This window comes from Rhodococcus sp. B7740 (genome assembly GCF_000954115.1).
Lineage (GTDB): Bacteria > Actinomycetota > Actinomycetes > Mycobacteriales > Mycobacteriaceae > Rhodococcoides.
Map to the genome: position 1 here is coordinate 3,125,912 of NZ_CP010797.1, position 22,798 is coordinate 3,148,709.

The following is a 22,798-nucleotide window of genomic DNA, read 5'->3' on the forward strand; positions in this document are numbered from 1 at the left end:
TGCGGTGACGTCCGCCCATCATCGATCACCCCCGTGCGTTCGACGCGAGAGGACCGTGCGCGCAGTGTGTTTGGATCGCGCGGTGTATTCGACGATGCGGGATGCCACGGTGGTCAGGCCTCGGCGTCCCCACGGGTGATAGCCGGTGACGTTCAAGGATCGTCGAATGTCGGCGAAGTGTTCGCGCTGTGGGCGAACGCTGCCGGCACCTCCGGCATCGAAGTCGCACAGAACAGCGTCGATGACGACGGGCTGTTCGCGCTGCGCAGCCTCCAGCATGTACAGGTGATCGGCTGCGAGGCCGAAGCCGACGTCGTAGTGCCCCAGGTCTCGCACGAGGTCCATCCCGAACAGGGCGGCCTGGTGCGGAATCGGCCGAATACCGAGGGCGAACGGTCGCATCTCGAAGGGGCTGTAGCCCCATTCGAGACCTTCGCGGAGCGGGTCGCCGACGATGCGGACTCGGCCGTAACCCCATCGGTCTCGCACGGTTCCAGCCGCACTCAGCGCCGCCATGCCGATCGCGGCGGAGTCCCGGGCTGCGAAGCAGTCGCCGGAATGCATCAGCCACACCACATCTCCGGTGGCGCGGTCGATGCCCTGATTCATCGCGTCGTAGCGTCCGGCGTCGGGCTCGGACTGCCAGTACGACGGGTTCGCACGTTCGAGCAGTTGCTCGACGGAGGGGCCCGAACCGCCGTCGATGACGATGTGCTCGAGCGGCGCGTACGTCTGTTCGGCGACGCTCGCCAGCGTGCGGGTAAGCCCGGCCAGGTCGCGGTAGCTGATGGTGACCACGCTCAGGGTGGCGTCAGTGGGCATGGGCCCTCACTTGCCGGATTGCAGTTCTGCCGAACTTCGCCGCGGCGTAGACCATCGCGGGCAGTCCGGGCCTGCCTTCGGAGAAGCCGCTGGCCACCGATTTGCGGATTCCGCCGAGCGATTGTGCCGACGCCGCCGCGGTGACGGCGCTGAACAGGAAGTAGTCGCCTCGAACACGCGCGGTCGCGCCGCGAAGGTGCTCACGACCCCATTCGATGTACTTCTCGGACACGTCCGCCGACTGTCGAGACACGGAGTTCTCGCTGACGTTGTAGATCGAGAAGCATTCGGGCACATGCTTGATGATCAAGTCCGGCACCGTGCGTTGGAGTTCCATCAGCCAGCCCGGTTCGTCGTGGATGGACTCCGGCGCGTAATTGAGCGGAACCTGAAATGCGAGCTCTCGCGGGAAGCACAGCGTGCTGCTCTGCAACATCGCGTCGCCGAGGGTGAAACGCCGGAGGGTGAACAGGTAGTCGGCGACGGACTGATGCTCACCGATCAGCGTTCTGGGCCATATCTTCTCGCGATGTCCTGGCTCTCGTACCGCGCACTTGCAGGTGACCACCCATCGTCCACTGTCTGCACCGGACACCTCGGCCAGCTGGCGTTCGAGCTTGTACGGGTGCCACAGATCGTCGTCGTCGAGCAGGGCGATGATGTCGCCCGTCGCGTGTTGGATTCCGCATTGACGCGCATTGGCTCCGCCGGATCCCGGCCCGGTTCGCACGACGCGAATTCTGTCGTCGTCGGGGAGAGCCAAGGGTTCGGTCGTATCGGCCACCACGACAATCTCGAACACATCGATCGATTGGGCCAGGGCGCTGTCGACGGCACCGGCGAGGCTCGGTCTGCCGATCGTCGGGATGACCACGCTGACGGTCGCGTGAGAGTTCATCGCTTCTCCTCGTGCAGGCTACGACTCCGGGGTGTTCGGTTGTCTCGCAGCAGACGCATCAGCAGGTGCGTGTCTTGGGTGGAGTTGTTGTGGCGACCGTTGGAATGCACTGCGACGCAGCAGCATGCGAGGCAGGCGAACACGGCGGGGAGGTTGTAGGACCAGGGCGAGAAGATCAGGTCCCAGATGGTCTGCATGCCCAGGTACATCATCAGTGGCGTCCACGGCCCGGCAGAGTCGGCCACGAAGATCAGTCGATAGCAGGCCCACAGCAGCCAGATCGGCAGCAGGACCGCGAATACCCCTGCTTCGGCCCACGATCCGAGCAGCACCGAGTGGAGGGAGATCGATCCATCGCTGAGCTTCCACGCGTACTCGAAGGGGAACGATCTCTCGAAGCCCAAGGACATGGCGACGTGTTGAGCGTCGACGTAGGCCGCTCGCGAGATGTTGTCGGCGTTGCCCCACCCCAGTAACGGTTGCTGCACGATCGCGGTGAGGGACAGTGGCGGTTCGGTACGTCCCGCCAGCAACATCGGCACCGAACCGTTCGATTGCATGAGCACCTTCTCGCGCAGCGATCCGCCGAGTAGGCCCTCACGCGCCGCGAACTCCAGTGCCCAGGTGAACCCCACTGCGAAGACCCCCAATGTCACCACCCGGGTGGTGAGAGACAGAGTCCCGCGGCGGTACTTCGAGAGCACGAGCAGCAGTGCCACCGCGCAGCAGATCACGGCGTGGGATCGAAAGTTCAGCACGAGGCTCAACGCTCCCAGTGCCAACAGCGCGATCACGACCGCCGACGTGCCGATCCGGGATGTGGCCAGGAAGTAGAGCACCGTGATGGTGGCGGCCGGAGCCACCCCGTATTTCCAGAGGTCGACGACGCCACCGGTCGCGGTGAGGAACGTGCCGATCACGACGTAGAAGAAGACCGAACCGAACGCGATGCCGAGCAGCACCGTGGCGATACGCTCGACGTCGCGAGCGAGCACCGTGATTCCACAGAAATACAGTGCGAACGACGCGAACGCGAAAACATCGGGTGAGAGGTAGCTGGTGTCGTTCACCCATGCCGAGGCCACGTAGGCGACTGTTCCCACAGCCGCCAGCACCAACGGGGTGTCGTTTCGGCTTCGGGTGCCGGGCAGAAAATACGCCAGCCCGATGGCGACGCACACCACCGAGAAGCCGGTGACCGTGAAATTCATCAGTGGCAGTGCGGAGGTCGCCCCCAGCATGAACAACCAGACCCGTTCGGGAAGGCGAAGTGTCGCTTCCCGCCGAGCCGCTCTCCGGGGTCGAGGTGTCCGTACCGGTGCGACGCGACCGACGCGCTTGGGAACCGGTAGTTCCCGTAGGAAGTCGGCATCGGGAAACACCGTCGCATGCAACCGGTCGGGACGAGTTCGGTAGTGGGCCAGACTCATCGGCACATACCCCATCCCATTCCCCCCGAAATGCCATTTGAGCTGTATTTCGGCAGCCTAGCGTGAGAATTAATCACATGCAGGACAAATCGAATCAGAGGCGGAGTTCTGAATTGCATTCACAATCGAATTCCCGATTGAAGCTTTGTTTTTCAGAAGTCCATCGATAAAAAATCCGACAAAACCGGTCGGCCTACACGAAGCCGGTACGGAAAGCGTCACACACCCTGTTTCAGAGTTCGTCGGTACTCAAATCGGTTGGTAGGCAGCGCTTACGAACCGCCGGGACTCCCGCATAAAAACCGTTCGGTTCGCAATCCGCCGCAACCACGCTGCCCGATGCGATGACGCACCCGTCGCCGATGCGGACACCGGGCAGGACCGTCACCCGTGCACCGATCCAGCAGCCGGTGCCGACGGTGATCGGCGAATCGACCGGCCTACCTGCGCGATCGGACTCACCACCGATCTCGTGCCCACACGTGACGAACATCGACTCGTATCCGATTCGTGTGTCCCTGCCGATGGTCACGGTCGACCCGAGATCGAAGAAGCAGCGATAGTTCACGAATACACGCTCACCCATCGTCAACCCTCGCCACGAACCGAGAAACACCCCGGCGTTCATCAGCGCGGAGGGGTGGATGTCGTGGCCGCTTCTGCGTAGCAACGTGGTTCGGATCTTCCGGGGAACTGCACCACTCGCGACGAGCCGGTTGAGGACGACGTCCCGGAATACTTGGCCTAGCTCCCCGAGAAGGATCTTCCGGTGCAACGTCATGGCCACAGAATAACTCCGCCATCGACTTAGCAGGAACGCAGAAACCCGTGCAGTCTGCGCGATCGGTAAATGACCCGAATTCCGGCTTTCTATTCGACTCGAAGCAGGTAAAGGCCATCCAGTTTGTTTCACCCATTCGGTCGAACGAAACGCGTCGTCACGTTCGACCGAAGCGGGTTACGATTCGCCTCGTATTCGACGTCTCGTACCCGACATCGCACTTCTCACATTGAGGACCGCGGATGACCACGACCCAACCGTCAGCCGCTCGTCGCCGACACCGCCGACGGATCACCGACTCCCACCGGCGCTCGGATATTCAGGGCCTTCGAATGGTGGCGGTGCTGCTGGTCATCGTCGATCACCTGTTCGGTTGGCCGCAAGGCGGTTTCATCGGTGTCGACGTGTTCTTCGTCGTCTCCGGCTTTCTGATCACCGGTCTACTGCTGCGTGAGTACGACACGACGCAGACGATCTCGTTCGCGGGGTTCTACCGCCGACGGATCCGGCGCATCTTGCCCATTGCCACCCTGGTGCTCGTGATGACCTGTGTCGCTGGGGTATTGGTGTATTCGTCGGCCCGTGCAGCATCGATCGGCACGGACGCGGTCTGGGCGTTCTTCTTCGCATCGAATTGGCGGTTCGCACTGGAAGGGACCGACTACTTCAGCGCGGACGCGGCCATCTCGCCTCTGCAGCACTACTGGTCACTGTCGGTGGAGGAGCAGTTCTACTTCGTGTGGCCGGCATTGATGCTCGCCATCGGAGTACTGGTGACGCGGCGATCCTGGCACGGCAACGTCAAGCGCATCCTGTCGGCGACGGTGATGGGCGTGATCGTCGCGGCATCGTTCGTGTGGGCGTTGCACGACACCGCGACCGACCCGGCCTGGGCGTACTTCTCCACGTTCACGCGGGTGTGGGAGTTGGGGGTGGGCGCACTGCTCGCCATCGGAGCAGGTTGGGTCGCACGGCTGCCCCGCGCTGCTCGGGGCCCCTTGGCGTGGTCGGGACTCGCAGCGATAGGTATCGGTGCATTCGTCATCAGCGAGTCGGGCTCGTTCCCCGCTCCTTCCGCCGCGCTCCCGGTGCTGGGTGCAGCGATGGTGATCGCGGCCGGCACGGGCGGAGCCACTCCCTACCTCGCTCCGTTGACGAACAAGGCGAGTGTGTACGTCGGAGACATCTCGTATTCGCTGTATCTGTGGCACTGGCCGATCATCGTGATCCTCGGATCGATCATGGATGTCGACGCCTACTACTACGTCACCGTGCTGGCCATGACGTTCGGACTCTCGGTGGCGTCGTATCACTTCGTGGAGAACCCAGTTCGGCGGTCCAACTTCCTCGAACCGAGGGCGGTGCGCGCCGAGGCTCGGAGAAAACGCCGGAATCAGATCGGCCGCAAGTCTCGGCCGCCGTCCGTGCGGTACGCGGCACTCGGTGCGTTGACTCTGGTGACCATCGCCGTGGCCGCGTTCTCACTCAAACCACTCGACCCGCCTGCAACCCCACCGGCCAGAGCTGTGGCCGACGCCGCTCTTGCTCCGGACGATATCGCGGTGTCCCTCGGCCCTGCGCAATCTGCTTTGGCGACCGAGATCGACGCCGCGGTGAACGCAGTCGAGTGGCCGGCGCTGACACCCACGATGGACGAGGCCATCAGTGGGGCTCAAGCTCCGGGTGGCATTGCCGAATGCGGGTTGGTCGACCGGCCGGGCCCGGAGCAGTGCACGTGGGGCGCTGCCGACGCACCCCAGACCATCATGATTCTCGGCGATTCGATGGCGATGAGCTTTGTTCAACCGATCAAGAATTTCGCCGAGGCCAGCGGTGGCGTGTGGAAGGCGCGCTCGGAGGCGATGTTCGGTTGCACGTTCGTCGACATGGACGTGAACACCCGAGATGCCGACACGTCCGCGGCGTGCCCCGCACGCAAGGCGGCCGCCATTGACGCGGTGAACGAGGTGGGGCCGGACATCGTGGTCATCACCAATCTCCACACCGACATCGCAGCGGAGCTCTGGATCCCTGGGGTGAAGCGGCTCACCGATCAGTTCGCAGCGAACGCGGGAAAGATCCTGATCCTCTCCGCTCCCCCGAACGACAAGAAGCCGGCGGACTGCTACACGCGCACCAGCACGCCTGCCGACTGCCTGAGCAGAGTGACCGATACGTGGAAGGCGCGATCAAGGGCAGACCGCAACTTGGCCTACCGGGTGGGAGGAACCTACGTCGACACCCGAGGCCTGTTCTGTACTCCTGACAACTACTGCCCCAGCTTTGTCGGCACCACCCCGACGAAGTCCGATTCTGCGCACATGACAATCGAATACGGAGACAAAATGTCCCCTGCGCTGATGGAAATGCTTGCAGCCATACCGTCTGAATCGATACCTGGTTAGCCGGTACCGCTGGAGGTAGAAGACGTCAGACCGATCCGGGGCCCTATCCACTGCGTACAGGTTCGATTGTTGGTCCGGCGCTGCAAGCACCTCATGCCCAAGCCCTCGATGGTGCCGCATAACTTCCTTTGCGACAGGTCTGTGCTGCCCTGACACGCGATTGAGCTGGCGAGCCGCTAGGGTCACTCTATGCCAGCTCTGACCTCGTCGCGTCCGCGCGCAGCAGTCGCTTTCCAGGGCTCCAACCATGACCCTGTCTTAGTTGTGGGCGCGTGCGCTGTAGCGCTCCTTGTGGCAGCAACCCGCTGGGGTTCCTATATCGGCATCAAGGGCCTTTATCTGACCGACGTGCTGCTTCTCGCCGGCGTGGCGGGCTACTGGGTTCTGCTGACCTACCCCGAGTACAGATCTCGAACTACCGGGTACACGGTTCGGTCGAATCCTGGGCTCGCTATGCAGGCTTTCGCACTGTATGTAGTACTCAGAATCTGCACTTCCAGTGACCGATTTCTAACGTCGGCGTGGATACGCGACGCCGTACCTTTCGCATACGTATTGCTCGCAGTCATCGCCGCTTCGGCTGCATCTAGGTCGACTGATCAAGCGCGACTCAACACGATGAAGTTGATGTGGGCAGCGATGCTATTTCACCTCGCATGGTCAAGTGTAGTGATTTTGGGTCGTGTCGAGACAAGAGGTCTGCCACGTTTTCCTGGCGCAGAAGTGCCGATCGGTACTATCCGTCCCGATATTGACTGCGCAATTCTGGGTGTTACCGCGGCCCTATTGCTTCGACGAGTACTCAGACGCGAGCGTATCTTCCTGCACTCACTCTTATTTGCACTGTCGTTGGCTTCTTTAGCAGCTACGAGCACCCGCGCTGGATTTCTCGCGGCAGCACTAGCGCTCTCAGCTGCGTTTGCCCTTATTTACTCGGCCGCGCACCGAAGCGGCCTAAAACGCGTCGCCATAGTCACGATCGTGTTGCTATCCCTCGTAGGGCTCTCGCTATACCTACCAACCTCGGAAGTCGGTCAGAGGCTCATCGCCACCGTCAATCCCGATGCCGCATCTGCCGAGGCCGCTGAACGTGCTGTCGGTACCTCTGAGGCACGAAATATGGCGTGGGAACGCGTCATCGAGTGGACTGAGCGCGACCAAATTCGGCAAGCATTCGGTGCCGGAGCGGGACCGAACTTCATAGTTGAGTCCGGGGCATCTACGATCCTGCAGGGAACCGAGTACCGAAATGTTCGCAGCCCTCATAACTATTTCGTTGGGCTGTACGCCCGAATGGGAACCTTGGGCGTCTTGCTATACACCTCAGTGCTCGCAGCAGTTCTTTGGTGCGTATGGTGCAACCGCCGCCGTATTGGCGCAGATGAATTCTTATTCTTCTGCACCATGCTTGTTATCACTATCGGCGTCGTCTCAACCCTCGGAGTGGTTCTTGAGTCACCATTCGGCGCAGTCCCATTCTGGTGGGCAGCAGGCACCCTGCTCGCGCTTGGCGGTTTGAAAATGCACCGTCGTAAGGCGGCGCTCTAAAAAAGCCCAAAACACCACCGAGACGGGTTTATATGCCCTCGAATAGTACAGAACCACGAGATATTGCCAGCCCTATCGCTCTCGCCAGCCACCTCCATCAGCAGTTCGGCTAAACCAGTCGGCACCGGGCAATCTACCTCAGCCCAAGTGCTTCAATAACCGTCTGCGCCCATAGCTCACTCCCAGCGTCACTGGGATGACGCTTGTCGACATACAGTGAGTCGATATCAGATGATGTGCGATATGCCCTGTCAACGTCGATGACGGTGAAATTTTGCTGCCGCTTCGCCCAATAGCGAACCTCGGCGGCTCTGGCGTCTGCCACCTCTACTGACTGCCCAAGGTACGGGTTCTGAACAGTCAGGCCAATCGGCACATTCGGAAATTGCTCACGCACTTTGTTAGTCAGCCGCGAAATATCAAGGACTGGATCCGGTCCCGTATTGTGACCGTGATTGATAAAGATGAACTCGGGTTGCTCGACCGGAGCGAGAACAGCGTCCAGGTGCTGTTGAAAGTAGCGGGGCGCTTCGCCCGGCGCTGAGGCGTTCCAGATGGTAACTAACTCACCTTCCCCCACAGCAACACTAGTGGGGGGATCGTAGGCGACAGTCTCTCGGTTCCATCTCGACAAAACCACCGGACGTTCGTAATCCACCGAAATCCTCTGCGCGATCCGATCCACCCAATAATTTGGTCGGAACCCAGTCGAGTCACCCATCACAATTATAGAAACGGCCTTCCCGCGGTCGAGCTGCTCACTCAAAAATCCCGGAGGATTGGCTACCTCCCTACTCGACCGGTTGTTGTCAAACCTCAACCCGACCGCGACCAAGCAAGCGGTCGCCACTAGAAGCGCGACAGTCACCGTGGCGAGCCACCTCCGCTTCGAAGTCTCCCGATCCGAAGAATGTTCCATTTTTTTCCTGCTGCCCATAGGTTCCCATCCTGCCGCATCGCCCCCGCAATGCCCACTCTGCCCGAAACAGCTGCACTGCGAAAGTGTTCATTGTGACGGCTGGACAAACCACAAAGGCTCTCGACGGGGAGATTTTCGACGGGCGACACCAAGCCTAGTGCCACATGACAGCTGATATAAAGCATGCGCACAGGGCACGGGCGAACTCAGCAGCGAACGTTGCGTCGCCAGGGTAGTATCTCACAACGTCATAGTTCACCGACGTGACCGCTACGTCCTAAAAGCCACCCTCTACGATCGAGCGAACCCTTCAAAGTCGCGAGTTTTAGACCTGAACAGAATCGCAAATTATCGAAGCAGTCGTCACCACCATAGGAGAGTAACCACATCGACTCCTCAGCTTCAAAGAGAAGCAATAGCTACTCTTGAGCTTCGTCCCAGATTTTGCAATTCTGAGCCAGGCCCTCACTGATCCTGGAGCTACAACTACTATCAACCCGTGAAAAGGAGAACAAAACGTGGAGATAACTCAAGCCAGCCCCAAGAGAATTTGGGTAGGGAAAGTACCCTTCGAAGTAACCTCACTCTCAGGTGCGGTCTCTCGAGTTATTGACGCAGCGACAGCTGTAGAATCATTATCCGTACGGCTATCGAATGCGTACTGCGTCGCCCTAGCCGCGAAGGAAGACGAGTACTCGAAGCTTCTGAATGGTCACGGCCTCAACTTCCCAGATGGAACACCAGTCGTATGGTTCATGAGATTGCGATCAAGGAATTCTGGAGCTGGGCGAGTCCGAGGACCATCGCTATTTGTAGAGACGCTACGACAAACTGAGGGCACCGCCGTTCGGCACTTTTTCCTCGGCACCACAGACGAAACTTTGAGAAGACTGACCGACGCGATAGAGACAAACTATCCCGGCGCTCAAATTGCTGGATCCTATTCACCCCCATTCGCACCTGTCTCCCCAGAAATCACCGCCTCTTGCACCGCGGAGGTTCGTAAAACAAATGCAACAATCGTTTGGGTAGCTTTAGGAACGCCTAAACAGGATTTTCTCGCTCAAGCATTAGCTGAAAAAGTTGGCCTACCATGTATCGCAGTCGGTGCGGCATTCGATTTCGTTGCCGGCACAACCAAAGAGGCTCCTACTTGGATCCAGAATAGCGGGCTAGAGTGGCTTTACCGGTTTGCCAGCGAGCCCAAACGCCTTTGGCGCAGATATCTTATCGGCAACATTCAATTCCTTAGGTCAGCTACAGGCGAGTTATTGGCCAACACACGACACAATCCGCCAAGATTTAGAGAGATGTAAGACGAGAGTACAAATCCTGAATCTGCGCCAACCATACGCCCGGAGCATATCGCTTTTCGTATAGCTTGCGTGCATTGTGCCGGTAACTGTCTAGTGCTTTGATTCGGTCAAGGCAAACACTAAATGCGTCTGGCTCAATGCTATGTGGGAACATCTCCCCAGCTCCATCAGCAGTCAGCGACGAAGCAGAGGCGCAGTTTTCTGAAATTACGATTGGCGTGCCTGATTGAAGCGCTTCGAGCGCTACCGTAGGTACGCCCTCTGACCACAGACTTGGTATCACCAGTCCAACTGAACCTGCAATCAAATCACGAACCTCGCTCGATTTCATCTGACCTTTATACCGAAATACATTAGGAAACTCCTTCTCAGCGCGTATCACCTCGCGCGAGAGCGGACCAGAACCTACGAAGGTTAGCTTTTGCGAATGCGGCCAGTTCTGCAGTAACCAGGAAACACCTTTCTCAGGAACCAGACGTCCAACAAAAACCCACGAATCACGCTTGCAGATGGCCTCGACAGTGCCGAACTCGGCCGCAAAATTAGGAATTTCACGAGTTAGCGTATCCGGTCGTAAATTTTGAAATAACGATGTCGCACGGGCGTTTAGAGTAACGATGGCATTCGCACTGTTCAAAATTGGAGAATGCTTGCCTGAAGACCGAGTTGCCCAAGCCAGCGGAACAGTCGCTGCAGCGGAATCTCTGTAGCATCTATGCTCGACAGCTTTTGCCGCCGAGTAAATCAAGCAATCTTGACAATCGTGGCCGTCCCGCCACAACAGCGCGGACGCGCAAACAGCCCGGAAGTTATGCATTGTTGCTACTACTGGAATCGCAGTGCGAGTTACCCAGCTTGTACCCCAATTCGGGAATAGATTATGAACGTGAATCACGTCCGGTCTAAAGCGTCCGAGCGAATCCGTAGGGTCGTTACGCCCATACCCCGCAGCGGACGCAGCAGCCTTCAGGGGGTATAGCCGCGACTTAGCTTCCTCGTCGGTCCACTTCAGGACTGGTAGCACGTCATGACCAGCCGCACTGAGACACTCGATCTGTGCGTCGACTACTTGATTCTCACCGGACGGAGAATCGCTTGAGTAATAGCTATGAACGACTGCAACCCTCACTCCTCAGCCCATCCTGGTACAGACGCTCCGTCGGCCGCCGCAGATGTTTTGAAGCTCACTACCGCGGGGTTGCCAAAGACAGTGCTATTGCTCGGTACTGAAATTAGCACCACGGATCCGGCACCAACCTTCGAATAGTCGTCGAGTTCGATGTCTCCCAGAATTATCGCACCACAGCCAACGACTACACCATTGCCTAGGCGCGGGACCGGTCCGCCGTCCCGTCGGCTGCCAATTGTGACACCGTTTCGCAAAGTCACGTCGGAACCGATGTTGCAGTGATCGTTTACGACCATGCCAAATCCGTGAAAGATCGTAAGACCAGGACCCACACTCGTTTTTGGGCGAAGCTCCAAGCCCACTACGAGTTCAGACCAAATCCGGTAAAGAAGCACCAGAGGAAGTGAGATCCTTCGCGGCCTCCACCGGTCTCCCATAGTCAACTGACACAGGCGAAAAAGAACCAGAGTGAGCTGAATCTTTAAATCTCGCGGATTTGCCTTGATATCTCGCGCGACAAACTGTCGAAAGTTCGCCGCAGTCGTCCAATGCCATTCACTATCAACCATTTGCAATCCCCCGAAATTCACGAAGCGATCGAATGAGCCAGCTCCTCCATGTTACTACTTCCGTCCGGACTGTCCATCTTGCTTCGTTCGGTAGATCAGCTGCGGGAACCCCTTCATTAGCAAGTCGGTGCCGCCGAAGTGCGAGATCAGCGTAGCGGGCGTTGCGGCGAACATATCCTAGGCTGACCGGTCGCGAAGTTCTGTAGTTCACCAGAACATCGGATAGACATCTCACCTTTTCGTTCTGTAGCTTTAGGAACAGAGCGTAGTCCTGTGCCCGTCTACAAGACTCGTCGTACCCTCCTGCGGCTCTGAGAATACTCGAGCGAAACATGCAGGATGGATGCGGTACTGGCATTTGATTAGAGTTCTGACGTGCCCGTATCATCTGGTCGTCAGTTGGCCACGAAGCGCGCGCAGGTCCGCCCCAGTCGCCAAACTCGGCCACCTGGCTTGCAATAACGGCCAGTTCATCGTCGGAACGCATCTCTGCCACTTGAAGCTCAAGCCTGGTGTTCATCGACACATCATCAGCGTCTTGGATCGCAACGAATTCTCCCACTGCGCGTGCGATTGCGCGATTTCGCGCAACACCCGACCCCGAGTTCTTATCTAGCTTGATCAGGACGATCCTGTCATCCTCCTGTGCAATATCCGCAATTGCGGAGGCCGTGGCATCGGTAGATGCATCGTCGACAACTATCAGTTCCCAGCTGTCGAATGTCTGACACCGTATTGATTCAACCGCTTCCGCGACAGTGTCAATGTCGTTAAAGGTCGGCATAACAACAGATACCGTAGGTGCACCCCGGCGAAAAGCGTCAGTGGTTGCCATGTAGCACCTCAGCAACATCTGACCACATAGTTTGTACCTCCCGGCTCAAGGCATCAAGCCGTAGAACAAGCTCTTCTGGCGCGCCATGCTGAACCAAAGCATCAAGCCCCGCAGTGGTCGCAGCCGAATCAGTCGGGCTCTTCAACCATTCGGAAACTCCAAACTGAGTCAGAACTTGCTCATACTTGTGTGACCACGAGTGGGTGACCACGGGGGTGTTCGTCGCCAAAGCAGCGAGTACGGCGTGATAACGCCCTGACAGGACAAGCTTCGACTTTCCGATATATTCTTTTGTTTGCCAACCAGTGAGGTTACTAACAATCTCAAGCGGTGCCGCTTCGGCAACTCTTTCCAGTAACTGCAAATCGCGGCGACCTTCATGCAGTAAACCGACCGGTTCAATTCTATTCATCCTGGCCCATTTCACCGCAGCCACCAGGGTGTCCATATATTTCGCGTCCGATCCCCGTACCGCCAGATTCCAATTCGGGACGATGACGAGCCGAGGTACTCTCGATTCAGCGGCTATGACCGAATCTCGATTCGCTTCGCCGATAGTGATATCGGGGGCAATCTTGCATCGTTCTGGCGGTAGGCCTAGATCCAAAAGGTGTTCGTAAGACGAGCGCTCCCGCGCATAGATTGCGTTGGCATTGAGCAGAGCTTCTCTAGCCACCCTTCGATAGGGCTCCCCTGTGAAGGGCCCAAATGCCTGAGGCAAAAGAACTATGTCAATATCATTCATCCTCCATTGCTGATACTTTCGCCCCAGCCAAAGGGCAGTATGGATGCCCCAGGCGTCGCCAAAGGCGAATCCAGAGGCGTCGAGAACTGCGGATACTGATTTGATGGTGGTATAGCTTCCTACGCGCACTCTGGGCGTAAATTGATCCAGGGACTTTAAACGGACGTTCCCTACGTACTTGTTCAGACCCAGTTCTGACGCCAGGCCTGGATCAACTTTCCCCGCGGATACTGAAGGCTGATAGCCGAAACTCCTGATCCGGGACGATGCAGTACGTAGAAGTTGTTCAGCGCCTCGATTACCCGAGCTGACGTTTTGAACTTCTGCACCTGAAATGAGTATATTGTCGCGTTTCATTGCCATCCGACAACCATTCCGGTGCTTCGTTTTCGACTGCGAGGAACAAGTTGGTTCGGCAGCCCGTATCCGACAGCGACCAGCATGATTATCCTCTCATCGTCATCTAGTGACACCAGCTTCTTCATTGCAGCTTCCTTCTGCTCGAGGTCAGGCCAGTTGATACAGCAGCTATTCAATCCCAAACCCTCCAACCCGAGGATGAATCCTGTGACAAACAGGCCGCCATCAACGTAGATCGCATGGCGGTCACGTTCGTGCTCGTATCCTCGAAGCTGGCCGACTACAACGCAGATCGTCGGTATCTGCTCGGCGAAGCCGGCAGTGCCCATTGGAACTTTCGATATTGCGACGCGTAATGCAGGATCGTCAACGGCAATGACCCTCAGGCTTTGCCTGTTGCATGCACTTGGTGCAGTGAGTCCAATTTCAACCGCTTGTTCAATTAAGTTTCTTGGAACAGGCTTCGTCTCGAACTGACGAATGGACCGCCGATGCCGAGCAATTTCGCGCAGAGCCGTGTATTTTTCTGAAGCGTTCGATAACTCAGACTGGATGAACGGATGCGATTTTTCAATTTCAGGCGATGAAGATGCTAGTGACACCGTTAGCGACAACCATCGTTGCCTGGCCGCGATAACCCTGGGGTCCCCGCTGTTCGAGGTCTCGCGAAAATACATGTCGAGCACATCTTTGAACCATTGCAGTTCGGGCTCGTCGCGATCATCTTGTGCCTGCAGGTATGAAGCAGCGGTCTTGACTGTTCTCTCAATGAAGTCACCAGCGAACGAATCCCTTCGAGGCTTCGAGACGAGCCCTTTTTCGAGACGGTGAATTGAGCGGCGTAGAAACATCCGATTATTTTCAGACATCTCAGTATCGAAATGCATGCGTTTGCCAGCCTGCACGGCGCGTTGCTCTCCGACGAAGGCCTGAGAAATCACGGAAGCGGCCGTAGCGCCAATAACCTTCGGCAGCGTCACTGACCACCTAGAGATAAGTTGCTGTTTCACTGGGGACAGCCTTGATCGGAGTCTATTTATTGATTGCATCGACCAATCTTCTTTCGTCAATGAGCTTCGCGCATGCTTGCTCGGTTCTGCGCACTGAAACAAAGGCTGAAGTGACAGATACCGTTAGAATTCTTCGGCCACGAGCTGTCGGACAGAATGAGAAAACTATGGCTAGAAAGTAGCTTGTGAGCGCCGCATAAACCGCTCCCCAGATTCCGATGACCGGCAAGAGCAATAGATTCAACGCGATATTCATTGAAAGTCCCAGCAGATTGCTCACGAAGCTATAGCCGTATGCTTTTTCTACTATCAGAAATTTGCTAATAAGCTGCCTGGAAAAGATTGGAATCAGCACTACGGCGTAGACAGTCATGATGTCGGCCGCTATTTCGAACTCCTGGCCGTACAGAGTGCGGACTATTTCCGGCCCAACTATTGCCATCAGGATCGTCGCAGACAGCCCGAGCACTAGCATCTTTCGGGTTGCCGACCTGGAGCTGAATGCGTATTCCGACGCTGAATTCGAGCTGATGGAGATCTTACTGAGCAGGACAGTAGCCAAGGCAGCGGCTGCGATCGTTGCCGCTTCCACCATCCGACTCGCAGTCGAATACTGCCCAACTAGGAATCCTCCCAGAAGCCCCGCAACAACAAATATGTCAGCTCGAGATGCAAGCACTGCCGCAATACTCGACATCCACAAGAATTTCAGCTCCAAGACTTCGCGGAAGCCCTGAGCTAGATTACCGAAGGACCTCTTCAAAACTTTGCAGTTAAGTCCTACACACGGCAGCAGAACCGCTTGCCACAGCGCGGCCTCAATTCCCTGCGAGATCACCACTAGTTCGATACTTCCCATCCACGCAGCCAGCACTTTTACTGGCAGGAATGCAACCACTAGTACAATGCGCCGTAGAGCGATTTGATAAAAGCCACTTCGGCTTGTTCGGATAATCTCAGCGATGTCGAATGTACCTATCGCATATCCCAGGAACAAGACTGAAATCGCCAGTTTCATCTGCGGCGTTTCGCCATCGATAACTGCAAATGCAATGGCTCCAGCAATGTAGAACGGTGGGATTAGCAGAGCCCTAGCAGCAATTATTACTGATATGGACTCCGAGAGTCCATCCTTCGCTACGAGTAGCCGATGTATAGCAGCTCCCGAGAGACCACCTATCGAGATTGCCTGTAAAACTGCGACCGCAGCCAGCAACACAGAAAAGCGTCCGACGGCGTCGGGTCCGATGACGCGTCCCAGAATTACTGTCAGAGCCAAGACGCTTGCCACTCGTAGAAGATTCGAGGCTGTGAGCGCAGCGGTCTGTCCACCGTCCCGCAGACCGTTTGCGGCCCTTAGGACCACGCCCTCTCTTCTCTTCGTGCGGTAATTATGACCGCTAGAATGCGTCATAGGGGGCTACGCCGGATGTCGATACCGACCGGAGGTTGACGAACCTCTGGTTGTCGAATGGGTGTAACGCTCGCCCAAAGAGACATTTTCATAGGCCCCGACTTAGGACCGCTGGCCGGAGCCACGCCCAAGTAGTCACGCGCATTCCCAGTCGAGCTTCGCGTGCCATTCAGAGTGACGCCGGGTGCAGTCGAATTGAAGTCCACTGGGTGTCGAGCCTGAAGGTTCGCAGCCGTGGCGTTGGCCGCAGCTGGACAAGCCGGAAATGTCTCGCTGCTGTCTTGCACATTCGAAGCCGAGTGTCCGTTGCCCAGGTGTGCCAAATATTCGCTACTTTCGTCCGCTGAGTAATTTGCCCCGCTTGCACTGAAAGCCGCTTGGTCGTGGAGCTCAGAGCCTCGGCAAGCGGCAACGGAGTGCCGACCGAGCCGGCGCCGAGGCTTGTAAGTGCCGTGCACGCTCGGCCATCTGGGCACCCACAATTCACGGCACCATATTGATTTCATCGGTATCACGACCATCACCTCCCTCACCATTGCAGTCGTTCTCTCAGTAGTCTTTGGGCCTTAAAATTTCGCGTTCGCGATGTCGTGTTGACCAATAAGGTTTTCGTAGTTGGTTAGACTCGGCCGCTTTAAGTAGTCAAGGCGACCCGAAAGTGAGTCTGCACTGGGGCACCATCAGCGATAGATTTGCTACGTTCGCAAGCTATCTACGTTCTCCCGATACCACTCAACGGTGGATGCGATTCCCCCCTCGAGGTCAATCTGCGGCTTCCATCCCGCGTCCCGCAACTTGTTCACGTCGAGCAATTTCTGCGGTGTGCCGTCCGGCTTGGAGGTGTCCCACTCGGTCTCGCCCTCGAATCCAACTGCTGCGGCCACAATCTGGGCGATCTCCTTGATCGTCGCGTCCTCGCCGGTTCCCACATTCACCTGATCTGGCCCGTCATAGTTCTCGAGGAGGTGGATGCATGCGGCGGCCATGTCATCGACGTGCAGGAACTCGCGTCTCGGCGAGCCGGTGCCCCAGTTGGTCACGGTATCGACACCAGCACGGCGAGCCTCGTCGTAACGACGAATGAGAGATGGCAGAACGTGCGAGCCCTTCGGTGAGAAGTTGTCGCCCGGGCCGTACAGGTTGGTTGGCATCGCCGATATCCACGGCAGACCGTACTGCTTACGCACCGACTGGATCTGTAAGATCCCAGCGATCTTGGCTATGGCGTACGCATCGTTGGTCGGCTCGAGATGCCCGGTGAGGAGGTACTCCTCTTTGATCGGTTGCGGAGCCAGTTTCGGGTAGATACACGACGACCCGAGGAACAGCACCCGTTCTACGTTTTGTGCCAGGGCCGCGTCCAAGACATTCACCTGGATGCGCAGGTTGTCCGAGAGAAAATCGACGGGATATGTGCTGTTGGCTAGGATGCCACCGACTTTGGCTGCCGCCAATACCACCGTCTTCGGCTTGGATTCCTCGAAAAACGCAAACACCGCGTCGCGGTCCTTGAGATCCAATTCGGATGACGGGCGGCCGATCAAATTACTGAAACCGGATGCCTCGAGCTGCCGCCAGATAGCGGATCCCACCAATCCGCGGTGCCCGGCCACATAGAACGGCGCATCACGATCCAGCGGAGCGGGTGTGTAGTCGCAGGCAGGCGACCCGTTAGTCACCACGGCGCTCACGCCCAATCCGGCAGAGCCGGACGGTCGATCCACGGACGTCCTTCGTGCTCGAGTGCCGCGATGTCGGCGTCAACCATGATCTTCGCGAGCTCCGGTGTGTGCACCGTGGCCTTCCACCCGAGCTTCGCTTCGGCCTTGCTGGCATCACCGATTAAAGCGTCTACCTCAGTGGGACGCAGGTAGCGCTCGTCGAACTTGACGTGCTTCTCCCAATCCAGGCCGGCTCGCTCGAACGCGACGACGAGGAAGTCTTTCACCGAGAAGTTGCCACCGGTGGCCAACACGAAGTCATCCGGCTCATCGACCTGCAGCATGCGCCACATGCCCTCGACGTACTCAGGTGCATAACCCCAGTCGCGGATGGCGTCCAAGTTACCCATGTAGACGTTCTGTTCGAGACCCGCCTTGATACGCGCGACCGCGCGGGTGATCTTGCGGGTAACGAACGTTTCACCACGACGCGGGGATTCGTGGTTGAACAGAATGCCGTTGACGGCGAAGATGCCGTACGCCTCGCGGTAGTTCTTGGTAACCCAGTAGGCATAGACCTTGGCTGCGCCGTACGGCGAGCGTGGGTAGAACGGAGTGTCCTCGTTCTGCGGGGGCGGCGTAGCGCCGAACATTTCGGAGCTGGATGCCTGATAGAAGCGGCACTGCAGGCCCGCAAGGCGCACGGCCTCGAGCAGCCGGATAGATCCGACGCCGGTGGTGTTTCCGGTGTGCTCGGGCTCGTCGAAGCTCACGCGCACGTGGGACTGTGCGCCCAGGTTGTAGACCTCGTCCGGCTGGATCTCGGTGAGCAGAGTGACCAGGCGCGCGCCATCACTCAGGTCGCCGTAATGCAGAAAAAGCTTGGCGTCCTTTTCGTGCGGATCCTGGTACAGGTGATCGATGCGAGATGTGTTGAAGGTGGACGACCGTCGAATCAGGCCGTGCACCTCGTATCCCTTGCTCAGCAGGAGTTCTGCCAGGTACGAACCGTCCTGGCCAGTGATGCCAGTTATCAACGCGCGCTTCATCGTTTCCGCTCCTCTAGGGCCAAGCCCTTATCTGGCATTTCAATCTGGTTTGGACATGGCACTCAGTAAGCTCCGTCGCTTCCAGCCACTGCCCGCATGGTCTTGGCGATGATCAACAGATCCCCCACCATCGACCAGTTCTCCACGTACGAAAGGTCCAGTCGGACAGTCTCTTCCCACGACAGGTCCGATCGTCCACTGACCTGCCACAGACCCGTGACTCCCGGCTTCACCAGCAGTCGCCGTCGAACCTCGCCGTTGTAGGTCTCGACCTCACGACGTAGCGGAGGCCTCGGCCCCACCACGCTCATCTCACGCTTGAGCACGTTGATGAACTGCGGCAGCTCGTCGAGACTGAAACGCCGCAGCACCTTGCCGACCGGTGTCACCCGCGGATCGTCACGCATCTTGAACAGGACCCCGCCGGCACCCTCGTTCTGGTCGAGAAGTTTCGCAACCTGCTTGTCCGCGTCGACTGTCATGCTGCGGAACTTGATCATCGAGAACGGCTTGCCGTCGATTCCCATGCGCTCGGACTTGTAGAACACCGGGCCACGACTCGTGGCCTTCACCGCGATGGCCACTGCCAGCAGAATCGGTGAGATCAGCGCCAGGACGAGAGCCGCGAACGTCAGGTCGAATGCGGTCTTGCTGAAGCGCGTCGCGCCGTTGTACTGCGGCTTCTCGACGTGAATCAGGGGGAAGCCGGCAACTGGCCTCATCACGAGTCGCGGGCCGGCCACATCGACGACACCCGGCGCGACCACAAGGTCGACGTCCTTCTTCTCCAGATCCCAGATCATCCTTCGGATGCCCTTGTGACCGAGGTGCTCGGTGGCCGTCACGGCAACGGTGTCTGCACCACATTCTTCGATTGCGTCGAGAACGTCGTGTTCACCGCCCAGCACCGGAATGTCGGAGCCTTCGACGTGAACCACGCCATCCTGCGGAACCTCGTAGCCGGGCATGCAGATTCCCACCACGGCGTACCCCGCGGAGGGAGACTTCTCGAAAGACTGCGCCATCGACAATGCCGCCGAACGGCTGCCTACGATGAGTACGGACGTCTTGTATTCGCCCTTACCCCTGGAGCGTGAAACGGCCTTTCGCCAGACCCAGCGCGTGAGCAGCAACGCGAGTAGCCCCACCGGCAGAGCGATCGCGAGATAGAGCCGCGCAATGTCGATGCGAAACAGAAGTGACACGATCGCGATGACACCGAACAGGCGGAAGGTTGCCGACACGATGCGCCGATACTCCTCAGCACCGTTTCCGATGACGCGAGGCGATCTGGTGCGGAAGATCGCGAGGAATGCGATCCACAGTCCGGCCAGTGCGACGGAGACACCCGTGTACGTCATGGTCGAGAGCAAGCCCGTCATCTCGACATCCCCGAACCGCACGATCTGAGCCAGACCAACGGACAGGATCACGACCAACACATCGGTCACCCGCAGGCGTGCGATGTACTGACGTTCCCACACGTGCCGCGACGTCAGCGTGCGCGTTGCAGCCACGTCCGAACGACGGGGAGATCCCCAGAGAGAGCGGTGTGCAGCCCCGACAGTTGCCACGTGCTCCCCTCCTCTGCACTAGTACGCACGCCACCGGCGAGCGGATGAATCCGATCGATACCCATCCGCTGTGCGACTGGTATCGAATTGAAATAGTCCCATGCCGTTCGATGTACCACCACGCGAGCGGTACAGATCACAAACCAATAACAGCATTGACGTTGTTTACCACATCGAAGGTAATGCTGCGATCCGCGAGAACAATCGAACACCGCTAGCAATTTTTCCGCCCAAAACCGCTCTGCGACAAGCGGATTGAATGTGAACTGTGACCAGTCACAGGTATCGAAGTTGTTTTTAGGGCGTTTATCATATAGCGCAGCGTGCGCTTACTGCCGATAAAGGGCCACAGCACCTCTACACGCAGGTAGAAGCCAGCGAAGTACCCGATACGAGCCGGTAACCGGCGTGAAAATTGGATTCCGCCGCAGATGCCCCCGGAGTTCCGAAATTCATTCCCTCGAATGAATTTCGGAAAACACCCTCGCCCGCTGCGATCAGGGACGCCCCAACCCGCGGTAATTCCATCCCGCCGCGCGCCACTCTTCCGGGTCCAGGCAGTTGCGCCCGTCGATCAAAGTCTTGCTGCGCACCGCACCCTCCAGATCCTTCGGAGCGAGTGCCTTGAATTCCTTCCACTCCGTCAGCACCAGCACCACGTCGGCACCCTCGCAGGCCTCGAGCGCGGAACCGCTGTAGGTCAGGGTGGGGAACAGAGCACGGGAGTTCTCCATGGCCTTGGGGTCGTACACGTTGACCGCTGCGCCCTGGAGCTGAATCTGCCCGGCGACATTGAGGGCCGGTGAATCACGAACGTCGTCCGAATCGGGCTTGAAAGCGGCACCCAGCACAGCAACGCGTGCACCGAGAAGAGACCCACACGCCTCACGCGCCAACTCGACCATGCGTGTGCGGCGTCGCATGTTGATGTTGTCGACCTCGCGCAGGAACGTCAGCGCCTGGTCAGCGCCCAGTTCACCGGCCCGCGCCATGAACGCCCGGATGTCCTTGGGCAGGCAGCCGCCGCCGAAGCCGATGCCGGCATTGAGGAACTTGCGGCCGATGCGCTCGTCGTGGCCGATGGCGTCGGCAAGCACAGTGACGTCTGCACCCGCGGCCTCACAGACCTCCGCGATAGCGTTGATGAACGAGATCTTGGTGGCCAGGAACGCGTTGGCCGATGCCTTGACCAACTCGGCGGTGGCCAGGTCGGTGACCAAGAACGGAATCTTCTCGTCGAGCAGCTGCGCGTACACCTCGCGGGCGAGCTCCTCGGCGCGTCCCGGACGGGCGCGATCCACACCAAGCACCAGGCGGTCGGGGTGCAGAGTGTCCTTGACGGCGTAACCCTCACGCAGGAACTCCGGATTCCATGCCACCTCGACGTCGTCGCCGGCCGGTGCAAGCTCGCGGGCGATGGTGCCGAGCCGCTCTGCCGTACCCACGGGAACGGTCGACTTACCGAAGATCACGGCCGGCTTGGTGAGCAGCGGGGCGAGTGTTTCGACGACCGAGTCCACAAACTTCATGTCGGCTGCGAATTCCCCCTTCTTCTGGGGCGTACCGACACCGAGAAAGTGGACCTCCGCGAAATCCGCGGCTTCCTGGTACGACGCGGTGAAGCGGAGGCGGCCGGCTGCGATGTTGCGCTGCAACACCTCTTCGAGACCGGGCTCCCAGAACGGGACCTCGCCGGCTTCGAGCTTCGCGAGTTTGGCCGGGTCCACGTCCACGCCGAGCACCTCGTGGCCGAGCTCGGCCATGCACGCTGCGTGAGTGGCACCGAGGTAACCGGTACCGAACACTGTGATTCGCATTTGTTCCATTCCCCGTCGGTCGTTCTGAACAATGGCGTACTCGACAAGAGCCCGTGACGACCCGTCACAGTAAGTGCCTGGAGGACATCGCCTTCAGGTCACGCGCGCATACGGGAATAGTAAACACAGGCGATCACGACCGTCACCCAGGAGACTGCGGTCACAGGATCGGTTGAACAACCGGCGAAGCGAAGGTTTCTCAGCGACGAACGGGAAACTGCGGGTTCTCCGGTTCTTCGACGGCCTCGGCGCAGCGGTGGATGAAATCGCTCAATTCGGAGCGGACCTCGGGAGCGAGTAGATCCAAGGGGACGTCGGTGCCGTGGTACTCCGCGAATGCCGAGGTGTAGGCATCGACGCTGTCGGAGATCACCGCGTGCAGCGAGGTGGACCTGTTCAGATGAACCTTGGCGATCACATCGATGCGATCGGCCAAGAAGTCGTGAAACGTATTCTGCGCCATGGTCACGTCACGTCCGTTCTCCGAAACAGTTGTCATTGCGTCATGGTACGAAC

The 22,798-nt window shown here is 58.4% G+C and carries 18 protein-coding genes; 3 read left to right on the plus strand and 15 right to left on the minus strand.

The window, feature by feature from the left end; all coding sequences use genetic code 11:
* Positions 1 to 18 precede the first annotated feature (18 nt).
* The 4 genes from NY08_RS14480 to NY08_RS14495 form a co-directional block, all read right to left on the minus strand.
* Positions 19 to 822 (minus strand): glycosyltransferase, encoded by an 804-nt coding sequence (locus NY08_RS14480; RefSeq protein ID WP_045197080.1) that lies wholly within the window; start codon positions 820 to 822, stop codon positions 19 to 21.
* A complete protein-coding gene (locus NY08_RS14485; protein ID WP_045197082.1) occupies positions 812 to 1,720 on the minus strand; it encodes a glycosyltransferase family 2 protein in 909 nt (302 codons plus the stop codon). Before NY08_RS14485 ends, NY08_RS14480 begins: the two co-directional genes overlap by 11 nt.
* Complete coding sequence (locus NY08_RS14490) at positions 1,717 to 3,150, minus strand: hypothetical protein (protein WP_235386907.1); 1,434 nt, start codon at positions 3,148 to 3,150, stop codon at positions 1,717 to 1,719. Before NY08_RS14490 ends, NY08_RS14485 begins: the two co-directional genes overlap by 4 nt.
* Positions 3,151 to 3,382: 232 nt before the next feature.
* Positions 3,383 to 3,931 (minus strand): acyltransferase, encoded by a 549-nt coding sequence (locus tag NY08_RS14495; protein WP_045197084.1) that lies wholly within the window; start codon positions 3,929 to 3,931, stop codon positions 3,383 to 3,385.
* A gap of 242 nt (positions 3,932 to 4,173) precedes the next feature.
* Between NY08_RS14495 and NY08_RS14500 the strand changes: the two genes are divergently transcribed.
* Positions 4,174 to 6,336: an acyltransferase family protein gene (locus NY08_RS14500; RefSeq protein ID WP_045197086.1), complete on the plus strand. Its 2,163-nt coding sequence runs from the start codon at positions 4,174 to 4,176 to the stop codon at positions 6,334 to 6,336.
* A 189-nt stretch (positions 6,337 to 6,525) separates the two neighbouring features.
* Positions 6,526 to 7,884, plus strand: a complete 1,359-nt coding sequence (locus tag NY08_RS25575; protein WP_082073809.1) for an O-antigen ligase family protein — start codon at positions 6,526 to 6,528, stop codon at positions 7,882 to 7,884.
* Between the two features lie 133 nt (positions 7,885 to 8,017).
* On the opposite strand, the gene NY08_RS14510 is transcribed toward NY08_RS25575, so the two are convergent.
* Complete coding sequence (locus NY08_RS14510) at positions 8,018 to 8,542, minus strand: SGNH/GDSL hydrolase family protein (RefSeq protein ID WP_144407374.1); 525 nt, start codon at positions 8,540 to 8,542, stop codon at positions 8,018 to 8,020.
* A gap of 779 nt (positions 8,543 to 9,321) precedes the next feature.
* Here NY08_RS14510 and NY08_RS25580 point away from each other — a divergent pair.
* Complete coding sequence (locus NY08_RS25580; protein ID WP_200893112.1) at positions 9,322 to 10,119, plus strand: WecB/TagA/CpsF family glycosyltransferase; 798 nt, start codon at positions 9,322 to 9,324, stop codon at positions 10,117 to 10,119.
* Here NY08_RS25580 and NY08_RS26460 read toward each other — a convergent pair.
* The 10 genes from NY08_RS26460 to NY08_RS14550 form a co-directional block, all read right to left on the minus strand.
* Positions 10,106 to 10,756, minus strand: coding sequence for a glycosyltransferase family 4 protein (locus NY08_RS26460; protein WP_235386908.1), 651 nt, complete (start codon positions 10,754 to 10,756; stop codon positions 10,106 to 10,108). The genes NY08_RS25580 and NY08_RS26460 overlap by 14 nt on opposite strands.
* 1,053 nt (positions 10,757 to 11,809) lie before the next feature.
* Positions 11,810 to 12,652, minus strand: a complete 843-nt coding sequence (locus tag NY08_RS25595; RefSeq protein WP_158462562.1) for a glycosyltransferase family 2 protein — start codon at positions 12,650 to 12,652, stop codon at positions 11,810 to 11,812.
* Entirely contained in the window at positions 12,639 to 13,760 is a 1,122-nt protein-coding gene (locus tag NY08_RS25600; protein ID WP_082073813.1) for a polysaccharide pyruvyl transferase family protein, read from the minus strand. The genes NY08_RS25595 and NY08_RS25600 overlap by 14 nt, the downstream gene beginning before the upstream one ends.
* Positions 13,751 to 14,737 (minus strand): nitroreductase family protein, encoded by a 987-nt coding sequence (locus NY08_RS25605; protein ID WP_158462564.1) that lies wholly within the window; start codon positions 14,735 to 14,737, stop codon positions 13,751 to 13,753. Before NY08_RS25605 ends, NY08_RS25600 begins: the two co-directional genes overlap by 10 nt.
* Positions 14,738 to 14,789: 52 nt before the next feature.
* Positions 14,790 to 16,058 (minus strand): lipid II flippase MurJ, encoded by a 1,269-nt coding sequence (locus NY08_RS14520; RefSeq protein ID WP_158462566.1) that lies wholly within the window; start codon positions 16,056 to 16,058, stop codon positions 14,790 to 14,792.
* A gap of 818 nt (positions 16,059 to 16,876) precedes the next feature.
* On the minus strand, positions 16,877 to 17,872 hold the full coding sequence (locus tag NY08_RS14525) for a GDP-L-fucose synthase family protein (protein ID WP_442970747.1): 996 nt from the start codon (positions 17,870 to 17,872) through the stop codon (positions 16,877 to 16,879).
* Entirely contained in the window at positions 17,869 to 18,891 is a 1,023-nt protein-coding gene (gmd, locus tag NY08_RS14530; RefSeq protein WP_032366985.1) for a GDP-mannose 4,6-dehydratase, read from the minus strand. The genes NY08_RS14525 and gmd overlap by 4 nt, the downstream gene beginning before the upstream one ends.
* A 62-nt stretch (positions 18,892 to 18,953) precedes the next feature.
* Positions 18,954 to 20,465: a sugar transferase gene (locus NY08_RS14535; protein ID WP_082073815.1), complete on the minus strand. Its 1,512-nt coding sequence runs from the start codon at positions 20,463 to 20,465 to the stop codon at positions 18,954 to 18,956.
* Positions 20,466 to 20,962: 497 nt separating this feature from the next.
* A complete protein-coding gene (locus NY08_RS14545) occupies positions 20,963 to 22,282 on the minus strand; it encodes a UDP-glucose dehydrogenase family protein (protein WP_045197102.1) in 1,320 nt (439 codons plus the stop codon).
* 199 nt (positions 22,283 to 22,481) lie between these two features.
* Positions 22,482 to 22,781: a hypothetical protein gene (locus NY08_RS14550; protein WP_094645992.1), complete on the minus strand. Its 300-nt coding sequence runs from the start codon at positions 22,779 to 22,781 to the stop codon at positions 22,482 to 22,484.
* Positions 22,782 to 22,798 lie beyond the last annotated feature (17 nt).

Bases quoted from the DNA above. Each gene is read 5' to 3' on its own strand.
- NY08_RS14550 (WP_094645992.1), bottom strand. From the start codon at position 22,781: ATGACAACTGTTTCGGAGAACGGACGTGACGTGACCATGGCGCAGAAT.
- NY08_RS14500 (WP_045197086.1), top strand. From the start codon at position 4,174: ATGACCACGACCCAACCGTCAGCCGCTCGTCGCCGACACCGCCGACGG.
- NY08_RS25595 (WP_158462562.1), bottom strand. From the start codon at position 12,652: ATGGCAACCACTGACGCTTTTCGCCGGGGTGCACCTACGGTATCTGTT.
- gmd (WP_032366985.1), bottom strand. From the start codon at position 18,891: ATGAAGCGCGCGTTGATAACTGGCATCACTGGCCAGGACGGTTCGTAC.
- NY08_RS14485 (WP_045197082.1), bottom strand. From the start codon at position 1,720: ATGAACTCTCACGCGACCGTCAGCGTGGTCATCCCGACGATCGGCAGA.
- NY08_RS25600 (WP_082073813.1), bottom strand. From the start codon at position 13,760: ATGGCAATGAAACGCGACAATATACTCATTTCAGGTGCAGAAGTTCAA.
- NY08_RS14480 (WP_045197080.1), bottom strand. From the start codon at position 822: ATGCCCACTGACGCCACCCTGAGCGTGGTCACCATCAGCTACCGCGAC.
- NY08_RS14545 (WP_045197102.1), bottom strand. From the start codon at position 22,282: ATGCGAATCACAGTGTTCGGTACCGGTTACCTCGGTGCCACTCACGCA.
- NY08_RS14495 (WP_045197084.1), bottom strand. From the start codon at position 3,931: ATGACGTTGCACCGGAAGATCCTTCTCGGGGAGCTAGGCCAAGTATTC.
- NY08_RS14490 (WP_235386907.1), bottom strand. From the start codon at position 3,150: ATGAGTCTGGCCCACTACCGAACTCGTCCCGACCGGTTGCATGCGACG.
- NY08_RS25575 (WP_082073809.1), top strand. From the start codon at position 6,526: ATGCCAGCTCTGACCTCGTCGCGTCCGCGCGCAGCAGTCGCTTTCCAG.